Source organism: Sphingomonas benefaciens (genome assembly GCF_052907485.1).
The window spans coordinates 17728-35714 of sequence record NZ_JBREIC010000001.1 but is presented as its reverse complement, the minus strand read 5'-3'; the positions used below and the strand labels follow the sequence as shown (position 1 = coordinate 35714).

The window sequence follows — 17987 nt, the reverse complement described above, 5'->3', positions numbered from 1 at the left end:
CCCTGCCTATCCGGCCTTCGCCGGTGAAGCAGAAGGGGCGAAGGATGGGACAGCCGCTATTGCGCCTCGCGCTGCCGGGTGATCGCGCCCCACACCGGCGCCGCCACCGTCGACAGCCGCTCGTCCGGCGTGCCCGTCAGGTCGAAGAACGTCACCCGGTTCGCACCCGCCCTCAGCCATGGCGCGGGCACGTAGAGGGTGTGCACCGGCCCGATCGACCAGAAACGACCGAGATTGTGCTCGCCCAGCCACAGCTGGCCCTTGTGCAGCCCGCGCGCGTCCAGATAGGTGTCGGCCGGCCGGTCGACCGTCAGATCCGCCTCATAGAAGCACGGGCCGCTGCACGGCGCCGCCGTCATCGCGAACCGCGACAGATCGTCCATCGGCAGCCGGTACATGCTCCAGTCCTTGAGCGGCTGCCCGTCGAGCGTCACCGCCCCGGTCAGCCCGGCCTGCTCGGTACGGATCGCATGCGAATAATTCACCCGGCCGGTGTTCTCGACCAATATGTCGAGCGTCGCCGCCTTGGCCGTCCGCGGCAGCGTCACCGTCTCCTGATCGAGCCGCCGATCAAGCGTGCCGACCAGCTGCCGGTCGACATAGACCTGCGCATAGCTGTGCATGCCCTTCAGCGTCAGCGTGCCGCCCTGCCCCGCGGCGAGCGGTACGCGGTACAGGACGTAGCCGTAATTCTGGCCCAGTTCCTCGAAGGTCATCGGCTGCGCGGCGCGCACCGGCTGGGGCAGGTTGTTCCAGAGCGACGCGCTGCGGCGGATTGTCGAGACCGGGAAGGTCCTGGCGACGTTCGGCGCCGGCGTCGGCGCGGCGGGCGTTCCCGTCACCGCGGCGATTGCCTTGGCCAGCAGGGCATATTTGTAGCGCGGATTGCCCGCCTCATCGATCGGCGCGTCGTAATCGTAGCTGTTGGTGTCGGGATGATAGTCCTTGCCGGTGTGCGAATCCGCGCCGTTCATCCAGCCGAACGTTGTCCCGCCGTGCAGCATGTAGAGCGACACGGAATAACCGCGCTTGAGCATGAAGCCCAGTTCCTCGGCCTCTTTCTGCCCGTCGGTCTCGTGATGGTCCTCGCCCCATTTGTCGAACCAGCCGGCCCAATATTCGCCAACCATCCGCACCCCATCAGGGCGATAGGCCTCCAGCTTGGCAACGGCATTGGCGGCACCGCCCGAGCCGAAATTGACCACCGATGGCAGATTGGGCAGCGATCCCTTGGCCAGGTCGCCCGCCTGGTTCGACGTGAACAGCACGCCATCGGCCAGGCCCGCGCGTCGATAGGTCGCCTCTAGCCCGCGCAGATAGGCCTGGTCGCTGCCGAAGGCGCCATATTCGTTCTCGAGCTGCACCGCGATGATCGGCCCGCCATTCTTGAGCAGCAGCGGCTGCACCTCCTGCCCCAGCCGCTTGATCCAGCGATCCACGGCGGCGGTGTATTGCGGATCGGTCGAGCGCAGGACGAGCTTGCGATCCTTCAGCAGCCACGCCGGATAGCCGCCCAGCTCCCACTCTGCGCAGACATAGGGGCCGGGGCGCAGGATGACGTCCAGCCCCTCTTCCTGCGCGGCGCGGATGAAGCCGACGATGTCGTTCTGGCCGCTAAAGTCATAGACGCCGGGCTTGGGCTCGTGCGCGTTCCAGAAGGCGTAGGTGGTGATCGTGTTGATCCCCATCGCCTTCGCCTTACGCAGCCGGTCGTGCCAATATTCGCGCGGAATGCGCACATAATGCATCTCGCCGGAGATGATCTGGTACGGCTTGCCGTCCTTCAGAAACTTGCCGCCGCCGGTGGTGAAGGTATGCGCCGCGGGCGTCTGCGCGCCGGCGATCAGCGGGAACACGATGGTGGCGGCCAAGCCGAACCCGACGATCGATCGAATTGTGTGCATCCCGTCCCTCCCATGCTGTCGCTTCCGACCGCGATCACGGTGACAGCTTTACCCACAACCACAACGATTGCAAAGAATTGTCCGACAAGACGTGCGGTGGCGATTCACTGCCCCAGCTTCAGCGCCTTGCGGAGAAACGCGTCGCTGTCCGCCAACATCTTGGCGCGCACGGTGGCATCGTCCAACTGGTGATCGAGTTTGGGGAAGACGACCAGAGTGGTGTCTTTGCCCGCCCGGCGCAGGGCGGTGTTCATCGCCTTCGACTGGTCGACGCCGACATTGATGTCCTGGTCGCCGTGGAACATCAGCACCGGCACCTTGAACCGGTCGGCATGGCGCGCGGGCGAGCCGGCCGCGATCATCGCACCCGATCCGACCTGCATCGCCACCAGCCTCTCGTTTTCGAAGCCCACCGCCTCGCGTTTGGTCATGGCAAGGTCGGTGACGGGCGCGATCGCGATCGCCGCCTTGAACAGATCGGGATCGACAACGTTCGCCTGCAACGCCGCATAGCCACCGTAGGACCAGCCGACGATCGCGAGCTTGGCGGGGTCTGCGATCCCTTCCTTGATCAGCCAGCGTCCGGCGTCGGTGACGTCGCCGATCGCGGTCTGCCATGAGCGAAAGCCATTGCTGGCGAAAAAGGCGTCCCCATAGCCGCTCGAGCCGCGGAAATTGGGCTGCAGCACTGCATAACCCGCCTGCGCGAAATACTGGACCAGCCAGTCGAAGCCCCATTCGTCGCGATAGCTCGGGCCGCCGTGCGGCATGATGATGGTCGGCAAGTTCCGGGTCTTGCCGCCGGGCGGCAAGGTCAGATAGCCGGGGATCTTCGTACCATCCGCCACACTATACGTCACCGCCTTCATCTCGGCGAGCGGCAGGCCCTCAAGCTCCGGCCGGGCGAGCGTGATCGCATCGAGGTGACGGTTGGCCTTGTTGTAGAGATAGTAGACGCCCGGATCGACATCGCTGCTCGCGAACACCAGCAGGCGGCTCTCGTCGGCGGACGCGCCGACGAACTGGATCAGCGGCGTGCGCGGCAGCGCCTTCGCCAGCGATGCGGCAAGCTTTCGATATTCAGGATCGAAATAATCGACCTGGCGCCGGTCCGTCACGTAGGTCGCACCGATGATCCGGCCCCGGCGTCCGATCGGCACCACCGCGCCCACATCGACCATCGGATTGCTCGATACCAGCGCCTCCTTCATCGTGCCGTCGAGCGCGACCCGATAGAGCGCCCGCCGCCCGTTCAGTCCACGCACCGCATAAGCGACGTCCGCCGTGCCGTCGACCGCGACCGGCTCCAAGACGTCATTGTCCGGCGTGGAGACGCTGAACTCCTTCCACTCGCCGCCATTCCTGGTGCGGTAGTGATAGACGGTCTGCCCCTTCAGCAGGCCATCGTTCCGCTTCGGCATGAGCACCCGCACGCGCACGTTGCCCAACCCGTCGGCAATATAGTCGGTGGCCGTCATATTCGGGGCTTCGACCGTTGCCGCCTTGCCCGTGCGCGTGTCGACCAGATCGACACCCATGCCGTTTTTATACGAATGCAGCTGCGATCCCTGCGCGTCCTCCGGCACGTAATCGTGCGTCATCAGGACGGATCCGTCGCCGTTCCGCCAGTCGATGACCTCCCCGGCAAACTGGCTCACACGAACCGCGTCCACTCCAACGCGCCGGCCGAGATAGCGGACGTTGCCGCCGTCGATGTCCATCCCGACGGTGCGGGTGTAAGCGGCTTTCAGCCCGTAGACGTCAGCGATGCCGCGATAGCGGCACACCAACCGATCCGATGCCGACCAGCCGCAACCGCTCAGTTGCACCTTCTCCGCCGCCGTCGCGTTCAGCGGATATGGTCTGAACGTCGCAAGGTCGATGATGGTGATCATATCGCGCGTCGCGCCCGCGCCGACGATCGCGACCCGCTTCCCGTCTGGGGACAGGCTGATGTCGCGCACCGTTTCGCGCGCGCCGAACCGCTCCGCCAGCGTCCGGGCAGCCGGCGACGCGCCGGCGCCTGCCTGGGAGTGGGCCTGACTGGATTGGGCCTCAGTCCGCCCTGCCCCACACGCGGCGATTGCCAGCGCGCAGACACCCGCTGTCCAGTTCATCTCACCCCCCGGTCGTTCCAAATCCCAATCATAATCATGTCGAGATCGGTCGCAAGTTCGTTGAGAACCGATCGGCAAACCCCTCACCGGCACCGCCCCTTGCCCCCGCCGCCGCTTTCGGCTATGCGCCCGCGCTTCCAACCAATGGCTGGAAACCCAAGCGGCAGGGCGTCCGGGACAACTCGGCGCCCGTCACGACCGCTCGACTTGAAATGGGCCGGTTCGCCGGCCCGGAATAGAGAGTGACATGGCAAAGAAGATTACCGGCTACATCAAGCTGCAGGTGCCCGCGGGCTCCGCCAACCCGTCGCCGCCGATCGGCCCGGCGCTGGGTCAGCGCGGCGTCAACATCATGGAATTCTGCAAGGCGTTCAACGCGCAGACCGGCGAAGTCGAGAAGGGCACGCCGCTGCCCACCGTCATCACCGTCTATGCCGACCGTTCGTTCTCGTTCGAGACCAAGACCGCGCCGGCGACCTATCTCATCAAGAAGGCCGCCAACCTGAAGTCGGGCTCGAAGGAGCCGGGCAAGGTGTCGGCGGGCAAGATCGCGCGTTCGAAGCTGAGCGAGATCGCGCAGATCAAGATGAAGGACCTGAACGCCAACGACATCGAGGCTGCGACCAAGATCATCGAAGGCTCCGCCCGCGCGATGGGCCTCGAAGTGGTGGAGGGCTGAGATCATGGCAAAGCTGACCAAGAAGCAGAAGGCCGTCACGATCGACCGTGAGAAGCTGCACGGCGTCGACGAGGCGATCGCGCTGGCACGCTCGGGCGCGTCGTCGAAGTTCGACGAGACGATCGAGGTCGCGTTGAACCTCGGCGTCGATCCGCGTCACGCCGACCAGATGGTCCGCGGCGTCGTCACGCTGCCGGCCGGCACCGGCAAGACCGTCCGCGTCGGCGTCTTCGCCCGTGGCGCCAAGGCTGACGAAGCGCGCGCCGCCGGCGCCGACGTCGTCGGTGCGGAAGACCTGATGGAAACCGTCCAGGGCGGCACCATCGAGTTCGATCGCTGCATCGCGACCCCGGACATGATGGGCGTCGTCGGCCGCCTCGGCAAGGTGCTGGGTCCGAAGGGCCTGATGCCGAACCCGAAGCTCGGCACCGTGACGATGAACGTCGCCGAAGCGGTGAAGGCCGCCAAGGGCGGTCAGGTCGAATATCGCGTCGAGAAGGCCGGCATCATCCATTCGGGCATCGGCAAGGCGTCGTTCGCCGCCGAAGACCTGCGCCGCAACTTCGATGCGCTGGTCGATGCGGTCGTCAAGGCGAAGCCGTCGGGCGCCAAGGGCAAGTACGTCCGCAAGGTCGCGATCAGCTCGACCATGGGCCCGGGCATCAAGGTTGACACCACCGAGGTCGCGGGCGCCTGACGCCCTCGCCTTCCGGTGACAGGACAAGGGCCGGGAGCGATCCCGGCCCTTTTTGTTTGCGCGTTCTTATCGCTGTCCTACACGCGCGCAGCTGATCTAGAGTGATCGAACGCTCTTTCGTATCGTCAGCTTGCATTCGCCGGGCGAGGAACCCGACAGGCCCGTTCAGGCGTCAATTCTGTCAAGACTCGGCTCTGGCGAACCGTCATCCCGCGGAGTCGCTTTCCGGAAAATCCGCCGCGATGGCCTGCTCCCGCCTGCCCTCGATCTCGGCCAGCCGCTCGCGCAGCTTATCGGTCACGGCATCGATGCCGAACCGGCCGAGCACCAAGTGACGCGGCGGCTGCGCCTCCTGTGTTGCCGCGATGATCGCCTCGCCGGCGCGGACCGGATCGCCGGCCTGCGTGCCGCTATAGCCCTTGGTCGCGTCCATCCGCTTGCCGGCCGTATCGGCATAGTCGGCGATGCGATTGGGCGTCTGCTGCAGCGAGCGCCCGGCCCAATCGGTGCGGAACGGCCCCGGCTCGACGCAGGTCACCGCAATGCCGAGCGGGCCGACCTCTGCCGCGAGACTGTCCGACCAGCCCTCCACCGCATGCTTGCTCGCGGCATAATAGCCCGAGCCTGGGAAGCCGACGAGGCCGGCGACTGAGGTGAAGTTGACGATATGACCGCTGCGCCGTTGGCGCATGCCGGGCAGGACGGCGCGCGTCAGCGAGAACAGGCCGAAGACGTTGGTGTCGAACTGAGCGCGGATCGCATCCTCCTCGCCCTCTTCGACGCTCGCCTGATAGCCATAGCCGGCATTGTTGACGAGCACGTCGATCCGGCCGAAGCGCTCCTCCGCCCGGCGCACGCCATCGGCGATCTGCTTTGCCTCGGTGACGTCCAGCGACAAGGCCAGCGCGCGCTCCGGCGCATCCGCGACCAGATCCTCGACCCGCGCCGCATCACGGGCGGTGACCACCGCCGACCAGCCGCGATCGAGCACCAGCCTGGCAAGGTCGCGCCCGAAGCCGGTGGAACAACCCGTGATGAACCAGACGGGCGAGGCGGGAAGCGGCATGGCGGAAGCCTTTGACAGGAGAGAACGGCGCCAATGCCGCCGCCCCCGCCCCGGTTCCACCGACGTGCGTCAACTGGCGGCGAGATGCTCGCTGATTGTCGCGAACGGGCTCGAGAGGACATGGCCGACCCGCTCGGCGACCAGAGCGGCACCGAGACAGGCCGCCGCACCAAGGATGGCGAACTGGAACACCGAGGAAAATCGGCGGCTGCGCGCCTCGCGCTCAGCGATCGACGCGGCGGTGATGCGGCGCGGCGCGGAGCGACGTTCGTCGTCCCGCGTCGGCTCGCTTCCCGGCTTGAACGCCGGTGGCTTGGCATCGACGATCGCGTCGACGTCCAGCCGGTCCTGCGTGCGCACGCCGAAATACTGATCCTTTTCCCAGACCACGCGGCCGACGATGACGTGGTGCACGCGGCGCAGCTCGATCACCGTACCCGTCTTGCACGGCACCTTCGAGGTCGCGAGCAGGCCGCGCGAGGACATATTGTGGATGATCACGTCGTGCCATTCGGTACCCGAACGCATGCGCGCACGCACCAACACCTTCCTGCGTGGTTCGCGCTGCTTGATCATCCTGGCCCGCACTCCCTTAGGTCCGCCGTGGACATTACAGGCGGAGCGTTAATTTTTGGCTTAGGACAGCGCCAAATACCTATAACTTCGAGCAATCTGTCGGTGCTCGTGTCACGGTCGCGCTGCTATTACATCACAGACCCGGCGATTGACTTCCCGGCCAGTTCCGCTAAAGGCGCGCCGGTGCCGGCGGTTCGTCCGTCGGCCGCCGTCCGAGACAGCAGGTGCCACGGGTTCGCCATGGCTTAATCCCCTGCCGAGACGGGGACAGGATTATCGCCGCCGCCGTCCGCGCTCCTGCGCGTTGTGCGTCCGGCCTGCCACCCTTATCCGGGTGCCTTCCCCATCGCTGGACAACCCGGTGCGGCGCATGCCGTGCCGGACTGTAACCGGGCCTGCCGCTTCCATGCGGCGGGTTCAGAACGTGGAGAATGGCATGGATCGTGCTCAAAAGGCCGCGGCCGTTGCCGAGCTGAACCGCACCTTTTCGGAGGTCGGCGTCGTGGTGGTTACCCGTAATAACGGGATGACCGTCGCACAGTCGACGACCCTCCGGAATCGGATGCGCGACGCCGGCGCGACCTATAAGGTCTCGAAGAACAAGCTTGCCAAGATCGCGCTCGACGGCACCGACTATGGCTCGATCGGCGACATGCTGACCGGTCCGGTCGGTCTCGCCACCTCCGTCGACCCCGTTGCCGCCGCGAAGATCGCGGTGGAATTCGCGAAGACGAACGACAAGTTCGAAATCGTGGGCGGTGCGATGGGCGCGACCCCTCTCGACGTCGCTGGCGTGCAAGCGCTCGCCACCCTGCCGTCGCTCGACGAGCTGCGGGCGAAGATCGTGGGCCTCATCGTTGCTCCGGCAACGAAGCTCGCGACCATCACCCAGGCTCCCGCGGCGCAGATCGCGCGCGTGCTGTCGGCTTATGCCGAGAAGGAAAACGCCTGATCCTTCAGGCGCTTGGAACGTGATTGTTTGACTTAACCGGAGCTTTTGCTCCGCTCTGACACGTAAAAGGAAGTGAACATGGCAGACCTGAACGCGCTGGTTGACCAGCTGAGCGAGCTGACCGTCCTCGAGGCCGCCGAGCTCTCGAAGCTGCTCGAAGAGAAGTGGGGCGTCTCGGCCGCTGCGGCGGTTGCGGCTCCGGCCGCCGGTGGCGCCGGTGCGGCTGCTCCGGCCGCCGAAGAGAAGACCGAGTTCGACGTGATCCTCACCGGCGACGGTGGCAAGAAGATCAACGTCATCAAGGAAGTCCGCGCGATCACCGGCCTGGGCCTGACCGAAGCGAAGGCTCTCGTCGAGGGCGCGCCGAAGCCGGTCAAGGAAGGCGTGAGCAAGGACGAGGCCGAGAAGGTCAAGAAGCAGCTGGAAGAAGCCGGCGCGACCGTCGAGCTCAAGTAAGCGGCAAGGGTGGTGCGGGCAGCAGGCTGCCCGGACCACTCCGAGGCCGGCCGGGCTCGGCTTCGCCGAGCGTCGACGTCATCGGACTTGCTCCCATGACGGCCCAGCCAAGACAAAGGGCGGCTCCCCACGGGGATGCCGCCCTTTTTCTGTCCTGGCTCTCGACGCTACCTGGCCATGCGCTTTCTCCGCCTGGGAGGGGGATCAGCGGACGATCGCCGGTCCGTAGGAACGCGCTTCCAACCCATCGAACAGGCCCGACGGCTGATCCAGCCAGAAGGGCATCAGTTTCGACCCGCCATCCCGACCGACGCCGATCGCGAAGGCCCGCGCCGCTTGGCCACTACCGTCATTCGCCTGATACAGGATGTTGATCGCGACGACGGGTACGAACATCGTCCGTCCGTTGGCGGGCACGCCGCGGATTGCGTCGCGCGCGCGCGCGACGACGATGCGGACGCGCCGCTCCTCCCCCGGTTCCAGCGCGAACGGCGCCACCGCGGGACGGGTAATCGCTTCGGTGAAATATTCGGCGACGGCGCTCTCCTGACCGTTGCCGGCCTCCAGCAGGGCGCTGCCGACCCGCACGCCCTGGACCGGGACCGGGCCGTCGTTCCGGACCACCAGTTCCGCCTCTGCAGTGGCGGAGATCAGGTTGAGGCCGGCCCGCCGCGGCGTCAGCGTCAGCGTCAGTTCGGCCGCCGGCACCGGCGCCGGTGCTGGCGGCGCGCGGTCGAGCATGGCCGGCTCACGTGCCGGCGCCGGATCGATGGCTCGCGGCGGCATCGTCGGAGCCAGCGGTGAACTTGCCGGTGCGCCGGGCGCGACCTCGGTCTGCGACGTAGCACGACGGCGGCGCAACACGATCGCGCCACCGGCGGCCCCAACCACTAGAACACCCGCCAGCCACGGCAGCCAATTGAACCCGCCCTCATCGGCAACATTGGCCTCACCGGTGATGGCTGTCGGGGTCATGACCGGTGCGGGCGTGGCGGTCGCGACCGGAAGAGGCGTCGGCGTCCCAGTCGGCATCGCGGGCGGTGCTGGCGCTACCGTCGCCTCGCCTGGCGCCTCCAAGGTCGCCGTGGGGCTCGGGGTCGATCGCGGCGACGGAATGGCACGCGGCGTCGCAACCGGCGACGGCGTCGTACGCGGGGACGGCGTCGCCGCAACGGCCGGCGCTGGTGTCGAAGCCGACGTCGGCGTCGGGCGCGGCAGGGGCGCGATCGTCGGCTCGGGCGTCGGCGTCGCCTGCGGTGTCGGCGGCAAACGGAAGCGATAGTCGTTCAGGCCCGGAATCGACTGCGGCTGTGTCTGCGGCGCGGCGCTGTTGCTCTGCGTCTGCGCGGCGATCGGCGCGGTGCCCGCCAGAAGCGCGATCACGCTGCCGGCACGACGCCAGCGGACAGGCCGCGCCGGGCGCGTCGGGAGAAGCATGAATGGATTTCTCATTGGAAATGAACTTGGTCGCCTCGTCCTGAACGCGCGGCGACCGCAACGCACCCTGCGACGGACCGCCCGTCCCCAACGCCGAACCGATGGTGGGGCCTATGCAGTGCTGAGCTTGTCCCAATGTTCCTGCGTTGCGTCGGGGCCGGTTTGGGCGCATGGACCTTCGCTTGCAAGCAGACCGAAGGACGTGACGACCATGGCCGCGCATTGGGCCCCCGACAGCTGGACGAAGGCAGAGGCCCGCCAGCTCCCCGATTATCCGGACGCCGCGGCGCTGGATCGCGCCACCGATCAGCTCAAGAGCTTCCCGCCGCTCGTCTTCGCGGGCGAGGCGCGCAACCTGACGACGGAATTGGCCAAGGTGTCGGAGGGCAAGGGCTTCCTGCTCCAGGGCGGCGACTGCGCCGAATCCTTCGCCGAATTCCACCCCAACAACATCCGCGACACGTTCCGCGTCATTCTGCAGATGGCCGTGGTGCTTACCTTCGCCTCGAAGCTGCCGGTGGTGAAGCTCGGCCGCATGGCGGGACAGTTCGCCAAGCCGCGCTCCGCTCCGACCGAGGTCGTCGACGGCGTCGAACTGCCGAGCTATCGCGGCGACAATGTCAACGACATCGCCTTCACGCCCGAAGCGCGCATCCCCGATCCGCAGCGGTTGATCCGCGGCTACACCCAGTCCGCCGCGACGCTGAACCTGCTGCGCGCCTTCGCGCAGGGCGGTTATGCCAATCTGCATCAGGTGCATCGCTGGACCCACGACTTCATGGGCCGCAGCCCCTGGGCCAAAAAATATGCCGAGACCGCGGACCGGATCGGCGAGGCGCTGGAATTCATGGCAGCCTGCGGGATCGACCCTGAAACCGTGCCGCAGCTGGCGCAGACGCATTTCTACACCAGCCACGAGGCGCTGCACCTTCCCTACGAACAGGCGATGACGCGCCAGGACTCGCTGACCGGCGACTGGTACGACACCTCGGCGCACTTCCTGTGGATCGGCGACCGGACGCGGTTCGAAGGGTCGGCGCACGTCGAATATCTGCGTGGCATCGGCAATCCAATCGGCGTCAAATGCGGACCCAGCCTGGACCCGGATGCGCTCCTGCGCATGCTCGATACGCTCAATCCGGGACGGGCGCCGGGGCGAATGACATTGATCACCCGCTACGGCTACGACAAAATCGAGGCGGCGCTGCCCAAGCTGGTGCGGGCGGTGACGCGCGAGGGTCATCCGGTCGTGTGGAGCTGCGATCCGATGCACGGCAACACCGTCAAGGCGGTGACCGGCTATAAGACGCGCCCGTTCGAGCGGATTCTCGCCGAGGTGCGCGGCTTCTTCGCCGTGCATCGGGCCGAGGGAACGCATGCCGGCGGCATCCATGCCGAGATGACCGGTCAGAACGTCACCGAATGCACCGGTGGCGCGATCGACGTCACCGAACAGACGCTCGCCGACCGCTACCACACGCATTGTGACCCGCGCCTCAATGCAGGCCAGAGCCTGGAATTGGCATTCCTGCTCGCCGAGATGCTCAACGAGGAAATGGCCGAGCGCCGCCGCGTCGCGGCGTGAGCGACGTCAGGGCGGCGGCGGGAAAAAAGCCGCCCCGCCGCTTGACGGAAAGCCCCCTTCCCCGTAGACGCGCCCCTCCACCGCGCACGGCCCCTTCGTCTAGCGGTCTAGGACGTCGCCCTCTCACGGCGAAAACACGGGTTCGAGTCCCGTAGGGGTCACCAGTTCGGAAATGCCACTGGGATTGGCTGGTTCGGCACCTCAGCTCCGGCTAGACCGGCGCTATTTCCTCAAGCATCGCAAATGGTTGTTTGAACTCGACGGAGAGCTTTCCGTCCGCCCAGGACGGGTTCGATACAAGCAACTTTAGGGCGGTTCGTTTCTGCGCGAGTGGTCGCTGAGCGAAGCCGCTGTGCATGGCTCGGGCAAAATCGAGCAGTGCAATACCGTCGTCTACAAAGCCGTCGTTGGCACCGGAAAGCGCCTCCAGATCGCGCAGACAGCGGGCACGCTCCTCGCGCCACAGCTTTGCCATGCGGTCGTGAAACTCCAACGTCCCCCGGCCATCAAGCCGGTCCACATACAGCGTGTCGATCCTCTGCTGCAGCCTGTCAGCCTCGCTCCGCAGTCGAGCGCCAGCCTGCTCTTTGTCTCGCTTCTCACTGCCATGGCTTTCCTTCAGCGCACGTGGGATGAGATCGAAGATTTCGGTATCGAGGTGGAGCCTACGCAGCGATGCTTCGAACTGCGCCTCGATCGCTTCCTGGCGGACGTACGGCTCTTCGCATTTTCTGCGATGCCCCGTGCAGTGATAGTAGATGTACCGCCCCTTCTTGATCTCCGCCGTCATGGCGCAGCTGCAATGACCGCAGGTGACCAGGCCGGTGAAGGTGAACTTGTGCGGGTCGGCCCGGACATTCGACAGGCTTCGCCCGTCGAGTACCGACTGGACCATCTCCCAGGTCTCAGGAGAAACCAGCGGCATATGACTGCCATGGCATAGCTGGCCGTTCCACTCGAAATGCCCCGAGTAGATCCTGTTGCGCAGAATGTAGTGTATCGTGCTGACGCCGACAGGCTTGCCGCTGCGCCGGTAGCGAAGTCCAGCTTCCTGGGCGATGTCGCGCAACTCACGAAGGGTATATGCGCCGGTAGAGCAACGCTCGAACAGCCGGGCGATGATGGGACCGTTCTCAGGGTCGACATCGATGATCTTGCGTCCCTCGACGCTCCTGCCGTTCAGAGATCCAAGCGGCGCAAGCAAGGGCCAGAGTCTTTGTTGCGCCTTCTCCTGCATCCCCTTTCGCGCCTCCTCGGAGAGGTTGTCGATGTAGTTCTTTGCCATCAGCACCTTGATGCCGTGCATGAACTTCTCCGACGAACGCGAGTCGCGCGACAGCACGACCCCTTCTTTTACCAGGTGGATTTCCACGCCGGCATCATCGCGCGTCACCCAATCCTTGATGTTCCGATATAGCCGGTCGGTCTTCTCGACGAGGATCGTGCCGGCGGAGGAATGTTTGCGGACGTAGCGCAGCATCGCCTCGAACTCGGTGCGGCCCGTCTTGCGGGCTGTCTCCACATCGACATGCTCTGCGGCGACCATCATGCCCTGCGCGTCGGCATAGGCGCGCAGGAGTTTCACCTGTGCGGGGATCGAGAAGCCTTCCTTCTCCTGCTCCTGAGTGGAGACACGCGCGCAGAGTACGACGCGCTTACGTCAGCCGTCAGGCGATTGGCGACGAGAACTCCGGGAACCGACATTCTTGCGAGGTCCGGCCACCGCCTATCTCCCTTCCGGTTGGCGTTCCCCGCTCCACTTTTGCCCGTCAGGCTCGGCCGTATTGTGGATCGCCGTGCCAGCGGGAAAGCTTTCAGATTCATTTACACTCAGACGAACGAAGTCGATCAGACGGGCCCAGTAACATCCTGGCTTCACCATCGCTGACGGGGCGCCCGAGCCGCTTCTCGAAAACGCCAATGGCCGACTTGATCAGGTCGACAGAGAACGCCTGCTGTCGAGAAGGAGGTTGAGATCTCAGTTAGGGGACCCACAAGTGGACGTTGCCGGCCTCTTTTACTTAGCCCAGAAGCAGCCGTTCGTTCATGCAAGCCCCCCGTGATGCGCGCTCAGCCCGATGGTGGTACGGATGGTGCGGCAGGAGGTGCCACATCGGGCGACAGAAGCCGTCCGTTGTCGATCGCGTAGCGGAACGTCTCGACGATAGGACCGGTCACGACGCAAAGTACGCCAGTGTCAAGGTCATCCCGAACAGCCAGCCGCACCGCCTGCCCTCCGGGGCAGCGCACGATGGCGCCGTCCGCAAAGCCGCGTTCCCCCGCCGGACGGATCAGGCACGGTGCCTCGCCCGCCCTGCCGAGTTTCAGCCATCCCTGTTCGGTGAGCCGGTGGGTGTAGACCGGCTTTCCATCCGAACCGGCCGTCGTGAAGGATCGGCCCCGATCGAGAGAGCGTCGTACCAGGGACAATGCCTCAGCACCGCGATTGACACACGAGCGTAGGTTCGACGCGGGCCAGCCGCAAACGCGAAACCGTTGTTTGATTCATCTTAGCATCGGCCAGTACAGATGCGCGGGTTGACGCTATTGGGAACGACGTGAACTGGAACCTAATCGATCAACAGCTTCGCAGCACCGTTGCGTTGATTTCAGACGCTGCACGGAAGTGAACCCGCGACCATTTGGGTCTTCATTCCGGCCCCTTACGTCCCCGGAAGCGGTGCATGAAAGCAGCCGCTCGTTGATGCCCGTCTGCCGGGCGAGGAGGCGCTGCTGAGCCACGCGAGAACGCGAGAGCATGCCCAGTGGGCCGTCGCGGCGATGATCGGCAGCGTCGGTCCAGTGCCGCCGAAACCCACCAGCCGACCTTCTCGGTGCGATCCTTCAAGGGCGAGCATATCGCGGCTAGGTTGCGAGGGCCGCGGCCTGCAGCGCTCGTTTCCAACCTCCTCGCCCGAATATCCTCAATTAAGTACGGCTCCACGACAAGGTCCCTGGATCAGGCAGACAAGCGGGTCGAGCGCAAATATGATTATCAAGCGTGTAGACCAAGCGCACCCTTAAACCGCCGCGCCGCTCAGTCTCGGCATAGGTAACCCATTCCTCCCCGCTCGACATCCCGCAACGAACCATTCCGTGGGACACGTGCCGGAGGTAGGTTCGTCCTCGGCTCCCGATGAGGTTCTTGCGCGGTAGATCGATACTTGTCATCACCTCGACTCATCCGTTTGCCGGTCGATGTCGCGTGATGCGGAGGACGATACCATCCTGCAACTGGGGATGCTCTCCTTCTCTTGCCTCAAGTTGCGCGTTTGATCGATCTACGTCGTCATAGGCGATCCGGTCAGGCAAGAGGCCATTATCGACGAGGCGCAGGGCGATCGCCTGCTCCGGTTCCTCTGAAAGCGCCTTGTCACGCTGAGGATCGCCGGTGCTCGCGACCGGGCATGAGATTTCGACGGTCGCATCGGGATAGGCGTGCAGCATGGCACCGAGCCTGGGCACTCGTCCGATCGCGTCGGCGGTCAGTTGCGAACGTCCCGGTATGAAGAGCCGCTCGGCGACGTCGAACGTCTTGCTGTCACCCGTATCGGACGCCAGCCAGTCGAGGATCTGGCGCGCCAGCGTGCCTGTCGGCGCATCCATCGTAGCCTTGTCGGGTAAAGCAACGATCATATCGGAAGCGTTTGGCGGCGGCGGCGGCTCGTCCTTGCTTGTCCGCGCACCACACGCTGACAGCGCCAATCTGAGCGCAAGCCAGAAGACTGCGCGTCGCACGGCAGATGGCGCGCCAATCCTCCGCGCGTTACCATCGTTGGTCATGCGATCGTGATCCCCGTGACCGGTCCTGCACAGCGATGGACGAGCAGCTTGTCGCCTCCGTCCATCGGCACAGCATGGATCGCTCCGCCGAGATCGGCGACGAAGAGGCGGCGAGCGTCGGGGTCGAGCGTCAGCCCGATGGCCTCGTGGAAACCGGTGGCGAGGACGACGTGCCCCGCCAGCCCGTCGGCGGTGATGTCAGCCCGGTTGACGCTGTTCCCGCCGGATGCCGGATCGCCGCGATCGGTCCAGTAGAGCTGGCGCCGCGCCGCATCGATCTCCAGATCGATCGGCTCGGGCAGATGATCGAGCAGCAGCGAGACATCATCCCGGCATCGCTTCTTATCATTTGTCCGGTCGGTTAGATTCAAGCTCGCCGATGATGGTAAGGCCGGCGGATGGTTCTACCTTGAACGCGGAGGCGCATCTGTCACAGTGACAGCCGACAGAGAGGCATGGGGGGTTAAATGAGGTTGCGTGCTGGATTGCTGCTTGCGGCGTCGATGATCGCCGCAGGTCCCGTCTGCGCGCAGACCGAGCAGGTTCGTCGCGGTCCCGCGCCGATCTGGGCCAAGCCGTCCACTCTACTGCCATTACCGGCCACCACGACCGGTCCGGTCTTCTTCCGGCGGCAGGACGTCGAGGTTCACCTCAGCGATAAAGGTCAGGCGCAGTACCTCGGCTACCGCATAAAGCTCCTCGACTCGGCAGCCTTGCAGTTCGGCAACATTTCCATCGCTTGGAGCCCTGGCGCAGGCGCCCCCATCGTTCACGAGATCAAGGTTTTCCGCGACGGTCAGGTAGTTGATGCCCTAAAGGACGCTAGATTCGACGTCCTGCGCCGCGAGGATCAGCTGGAGGCGGCGAAGCTTGACGGGACGCTCACCGCGGTACTCAGGATACCTGACCTTCGCGTCGGCGACGAGCTTGAAGTAGACATGACAATCTTCTCCAGCGATCCGGGGCTCGGGCGCAACGAGGCGGGCATCCTTGTGCTCGGACCGAGCCCAGCGCCTGGCCGCTACCACTTGGGGCTGAGCTGGGATCAGGGTCGTAAGCCCAACCTCAAACCCACCGCCGACATGGCGAGCGCGATGGCAAAGGATGAGCGGGCGGTCGACTTCCGGTTCGACAATCCACCCCCCCTCTCGCCGCCGAAGGACGCCCCGAGCCGCTACCAGTGGCAGCGCGCCGTGGAATTCAGCCAATTCGCCGACTGGCCGACGGTGTCTCGTCATTTTTCCCCGATGTTCGCCAAGGCAGCGACACCGGCTGCAGGCTCGGCCGTGAAGCTCGAAGCCGCCCGCATCGCCGCTGCGCAGCCGCGTCCGCTGGATCGTGCGTCCGCGGCATTGAAGCTGGTGCAGCAGAACGTACGCTATATCTACATCGGCCTGAATGGCGGCAACCTCATCCCTGCCACCGCCGACGAGACCTGGGAGCGCCGTTACGGCGACTGCAAAGGCAAGACCGTGCTGCTCTTAGCGCTCTTGGCCGAGATGGGCATCGATGCGGAGCCAGTACTGGTCAACTCGAGCGGCAACGACGATGGCTTCGATCAGCGATTGGCACTGCCGCAGCTGTTCGATCACGTTCTCGTCCGTGCACGCATCGACGGCAAGAGTTACTGGCTGGACGGAACCCTCCCTGCAGTCGCATCGCCAAGTCCTCAGCTCGTCTACACCGCGAGTTGGGTTCTACCGTTGACCGCCAAGGGGAGCACCCTCGAAAAGCTGCAGTGGCAGCCATCGACCACGCCTGACGAAATCAATCTGTTCGAGATCGATGCGCGCGCGGGCTTTGACAAACCGGCCAGGATCGTATCGACCGAAATTCTCCGTGGCATCAAAGGCCTGCAGAAGCAGGTTCAGTTCGCGCCGGCAACCGCCGCACAGCTACTTGACGCCTTCCGTCAGAACGCAATCGGCGACACGTTCCAGACGATCGACGACGTCAAATGGCATTACGACCAAGCGGCAGGTGCCAGCATCCTGACCATTAGCGGTACAGGTACCTTTGACTGGTCTGACGACGGGGCGGGCGGCAAATCACTTGCGCTTCCGGGCGGCGGGTTCAGCCCGCCGGAGCGGCGTGTGCGAGCATCCGACCAGAACCGTGACGCGCCGTTCTACACCAAGCCGGAGTACACCTGTTTCGTGACCACCGTACGGGTGCCGACCTCGACGCAGGCGAAGCAATGGTCGTCCAAGAGCAGCTTCGACACGCAGCTGTTCGGCCGTGCTTATCATCGAGCCTGGGAAATGCGGGACGGAGCGGTCCGTATGGTCCGTGCATCGCGCGTTGAACAGCCCGAAGTCAATATTGCGACGGCGCTACGAGATAATGCACGCATCGCTGCCTTCGACAATAGCATGGGCTGGATTTCCTATGATCCCGCTGGGAAGAAGGCGTCGGTTGGCAACGGTGAGACGGTGCCGGCGACCTATGACTTTGACTGGACTGCACCCGATGTTCCTTGCAGAAGCACCGGAAAGCCTCATTGAGATTTCCGGATGAAACGTGGGGTCAACGGCGGCCTATGGATGGGCAACTTGCGGTTATAGACTACGTTACCTGTCCAGCGACCCTGACCCAATCTCGGCCGCTCGCACGCGATTCCTTGCTCTCCGGAAGCCGCCGCTCGTTCATATGAGCGGATCGGCTGCTTTATCGAACCCCACTCGGCCGCTCGGACGGCTTAGATTATGGCGAAAAGACGCTTACAGATACGCCGA

The 17987-nt window shown here is 65.0% G+C and carries 15 protein-coding genes, 1 tRNA gene and 1 pseudogene; 8 read left to right on the top strand and 9 right to left on the bottom strand.

Going from position 1 to position 17987, the window contains the following annotated elements; genetic code table 11:
* Window positions 1-56 precede the first annotated feature (56 nt).
* Both ACU5AX_RS00160 and ACU5AX_RS00155 read right to left on the bottom strand, forming a co-directional pair.
* Window positions 57-1904 (bottom strand): glycoside hydrolase family 35 protein, encoded by a 1848-nt coding sequence (locus tag ACU5AX_RS00160; RefSeq protein WP_446689168.1) that lies wholly within the window; start codon window positions 1902-1904, stop codon window positions 57-59.
* A gap of 104 nt (window positions 1905-2008) precedes the next feature.
* On the bottom strand, window positions 2009-4021 hold the full coding sequence (locus ACU5AX_RS00155; RefSeq protein ID WP_446689167.1) for an alpha/beta hydrolase family protein: 2013 nt from the start codon (window positions 4019-4021) through the stop codon (window positions 2009-2011).
* Window positions 4022-4268: 247 nt separating this feature from the next.
* Here ACU5AX_RS00155 and rplK point away from each other — a divergent pair, with 247 nt between their 5' ends.
* Entirely contained in the window at window positions 4269-4700 is a 432-nt protein-coding gene (rplK, locus tag ACU5AX_RS00150; RefSeq protein ID WP_198353271.1) for a 50S ribosomal protein L11, read from the top strand.
* Between the two features lie 4 nt (window positions 4701-4704).
* Window positions 4705-5397: a 50S ribosomal protein L1 gene (gene rplA, locus ACU5AX_RS00145; RefSeq protein ID WP_198353272.1), complete on the top strand. Its 693-nt coding sequence runs from the start codon at window positions 4705-4707 to the stop codon at window positions 5395-5397.
* Window positions 5398-5602: 205 nt separating this feature from the next.
* On the opposite strand, the gene ACU5AX_RS00140 is transcribed toward rplA, so the two are convergent.
* Window positions 5603-6463 carry an oxidoreductase gene (locus ACU5AX_RS00140; RefSeq protein ID WP_446689166.1) on the bottom strand — a complete coding sequence of 287 codons (861 nt, stop codon included), beginning with the start codon at window positions 6461-6463 and terminating at the stop codon, window positions 5603-5605.
* Between the two features lie 69 nt (window positions 6464-6532).
* Window positions 6533-7039, bottom strand: coding sequence for a PilZ domain-containing protein (locus ACU5AX_RS00135; protein ID WP_446689165.1), 507 nt, complete (start codon window positions 7037-7039; stop codon window positions 6533-6535).
* Window positions 7040-7475: 436 nt separating this feature from the next.
* Here ACU5AX_RS00135 and rplJ point away from each other — a divergent pair, with 436 nt between their 5' ends.
* The gene (gene rplJ / locus ACU5AX_RS00130) at window positions 7476-7991 is read left to right on the top strand and encodes a 50S ribosomal protein L10 (protein ID WP_198353274.1); all 516 of its coding nucleotides are present in this window, start codon (window positions 7476-7478) and stop codon (window positions 7989-7991) included.
* Window positions 7992-8069: 78 nt separating this feature from the next.
* Window positions 8070-8447, top strand: a complete 378-nt coding sequence (gene rplL / locus ACU5AX_RS00125; protein ID WP_198353275.1) for a 50S ribosomal protein L7/L12 — start codon at window positions 8070-8072, stop codon at window positions 8445-8447.
* Window positions 8448-8651: 204 nt separating this feature from the next.
* On the opposite strand, the gene ACU5AX_RS00120 is transcribed toward rplL, so the two are convergent.
* Together ACU5AX_RS00120 and ACU5AX_RS00115 are read right to left on the bottom strand one after the other, a co-directional pair.
* Window positions 8652-9422 carry a hypothetical protein gene (locus ACU5AX_RS00120; RefSeq protein ID WP_446689164.1) on the bottom strand — a complete coding sequence of 257 codons (771 nt, stop codon included), beginning with the start codon at window positions 9420-9422 and terminating at the stop codon, window positions 8652-8654.
* Window positions 9397-9975 (bottom strand): hypothetical protein, encoded by a 579-nt coding sequence (locus ACU5AX_RS00115; RefSeq protein WP_446689163.1) that lies wholly within the window; start codon window positions 9973-9975, stop codon window positions 9397-9399. Before ACU5AX_RS00115 ends, ACU5AX_RS00120 begins: the two co-directional genes overlap by 26 nt.
* Window positions 9976-10095: 120 nt before the next feature.
* On the opposite strand from ACU5AX_RS00115, the gene ACU5AX_RS00110 reads away from it, so the two are divergent.
* Window positions 10096-11469 (top strand): class II 3-deoxy-7-phosphoheptulonate synthase, encoded by a 1374-nt coding sequence (locus ACU5AX_RS00110; protein WP_446689162.1) that lies wholly within the window; start codon window positions 10096-10098, stop codon window positions 11467-11469.
* Between the two features lie 88 nt (window positions 11470-11557).
* A tRNA-Glu gene (locus ACU5AX_RS00105) sits at window positions 11558-11633 on the top strand.
* A 47-nt stretch (window positions 11634-11680) separates the two neighbouring features.
* On the opposite strand, the gene ACU5AX_RS00100 is transcribed toward ACU5AX_RS00105, so the two are convergent.
* The 3 genes and pseudogenes from ACU5AX_RS00100 to ACU5AX_RS00090 form a co-directional block, all read right to left on the bottom strand.
* A complete protein-coding gene (locus ACU5AX_RS00100) occupies window positions 11681-12364 on the bottom strand; it encodes a recombinase zinc ribbon domain-containing protein (RefSeq protein ID WP_446690429.1) in 684 nt (227 codons plus the stop codon).
* Window positions 12350-13108 (bottom strand): annotated as a pseudogene (locus ACU5AX_RS00095) (recombinase family protein); the annotation flags it as partial. The gene ACU5AX_RS00100 and the pseudogene ACU5AX_RS00095, both read right to left, overlap by 15 nt.
* A 1541-nt stretch (window positions 13109-14649) precedes the next feature.
* Window positions 14650-15252: an OmpA family protein gene (locus tag ACU5AX_RS00090; RefSeq protein ID WP_446689161.1), complete on the bottom strand. Its 603-nt coding sequence runs from the start codon at window positions 15250-15252 to the stop codon at window positions 14650-14652.
* Between the two features lie 74 nt (window positions 15253-15326).
* Between ACU5AX_RS00090 and ACU5AX_RS00085 the strand changes: the two genes are divergently transcribed.
* A complete protein-coding gene (locus ACU5AX_RS00085) occupies window positions 15327-15617 on the top strand; it encodes a hypothetical protein (RefSeq protein WP_446689160.1) in 291 nt (96 codons plus the stop codon).
* Window positions 15618-15719: 102 nt separating this feature from the next.
* Entirely contained in the window at window positions 15720-17756 is a 2037-nt protein-coding gene (locus ACU5AX_RS00080) for a DUF3857 domain-containing transglutaminase family protein (protein WP_446689159.1), read from the top strand.
* Window positions 17757-17987 lie beyond the last annotated feature (231 nt).

Bases quoted from the DNA above. Each gene is read 5' to 3' on its own strand.
- ACU5AX_RS00080 (WP_446689159.1), top strand. From the start codon at position 15,720: ATGAGGTTGCGTGCTGGATTGCTGCTTGCGGCGTCGATGATCGCCGCA.
- ACU5AX_RS00085 (WP_446689160.1), top strand. From the start codon at position 15,327: ATGGATCGCTCCGCCGAGATCGGCGACGAAGAGGCGGCGAGCGTCGGG.
- ACU5AX_RS00155 (WP_446689167.1), bottom strand. From the start codon at position 4,021: ATGAACTGGACAGCGGGTGTCTGCGCGCTGGCAATCGCCGCGTGTGGG.
- ACU5AX_RS00110 (WP_446689162.1), top strand. From the start codon at position 10,096: ATGGCCGCGCATTGGGCCCCCGACAGCTGGACGAAGGCAGAGGCCCGC.
- ACU5AX_RS00160 (WP_446689168.1), bottom strand. From the start codon at position 1,904: ATGCACACAATTCGATCGATCGTCGGGTTCGGCTTGGCCGCCACCATC.
- ACU5AX_RS00090 (WP_446689161.1), bottom strand. From the start codon at position 15,252: ATGACCAACGATGGTAACGCGCGGAGGATTGGCGCGCCATCTGCCGTG.
- ACU5AX_RS00120 (WP_446689164.1), bottom strand. From the start codon at position 9,422: ATGACCCCGACAGCCATCACCGGTGAGGCCAATGTTGCCGATGAGGGC.
- rplK (WP_198353271.1), top strand. From the start codon at position 4,269: ATGGCAAAGAAGATTACCGGCTACATCAAGCTGCAGGTGCCCGCGGGC.
- rplA (WP_198353272.1), top strand. From the start codon at position 4,705: ATGGCAAAGCTGACCAAGAAGCAGAAGGCCGTCACGATCGACCGTGAG.
- ACU5AX_RS00135 (WP_446689165.1), bottom strand. From the start codon at position 7,039: ATGATCAAGCAGCGCGAACCACGCAGGAAGGTGTTGGTGCGTGCGCGC.
- rplL (WP_198353275.1), top strand. From the start codon at position 8,070: ATGGCAGACCTGAACGCGCTGGTTGACCAGCTGAGCGAGCTGACCGTC.
- ACU5AX_RS00140 (WP_446689166.1), bottom strand. From the start codon at position 6,463: ATGCCGCTTCCCGCCTCGCCCGTCTGGTTCATCACGGGTTGTTCCACC.
- rplJ (WP_198353274.1), top strand. From the start codon at position 7,476: ATGGATCGTGCTCAAAAGGCCGCGGCCGTTGCCGAGCTGAACCGCACC.
- ACU5AX_RS00100 (WP_446690429.1), bottom strand. From the start codon at position 12,364: ATGGTCCAGTCGGTACTCGACGGGCGAAGCCTGTCGAATGTCCGGGCC.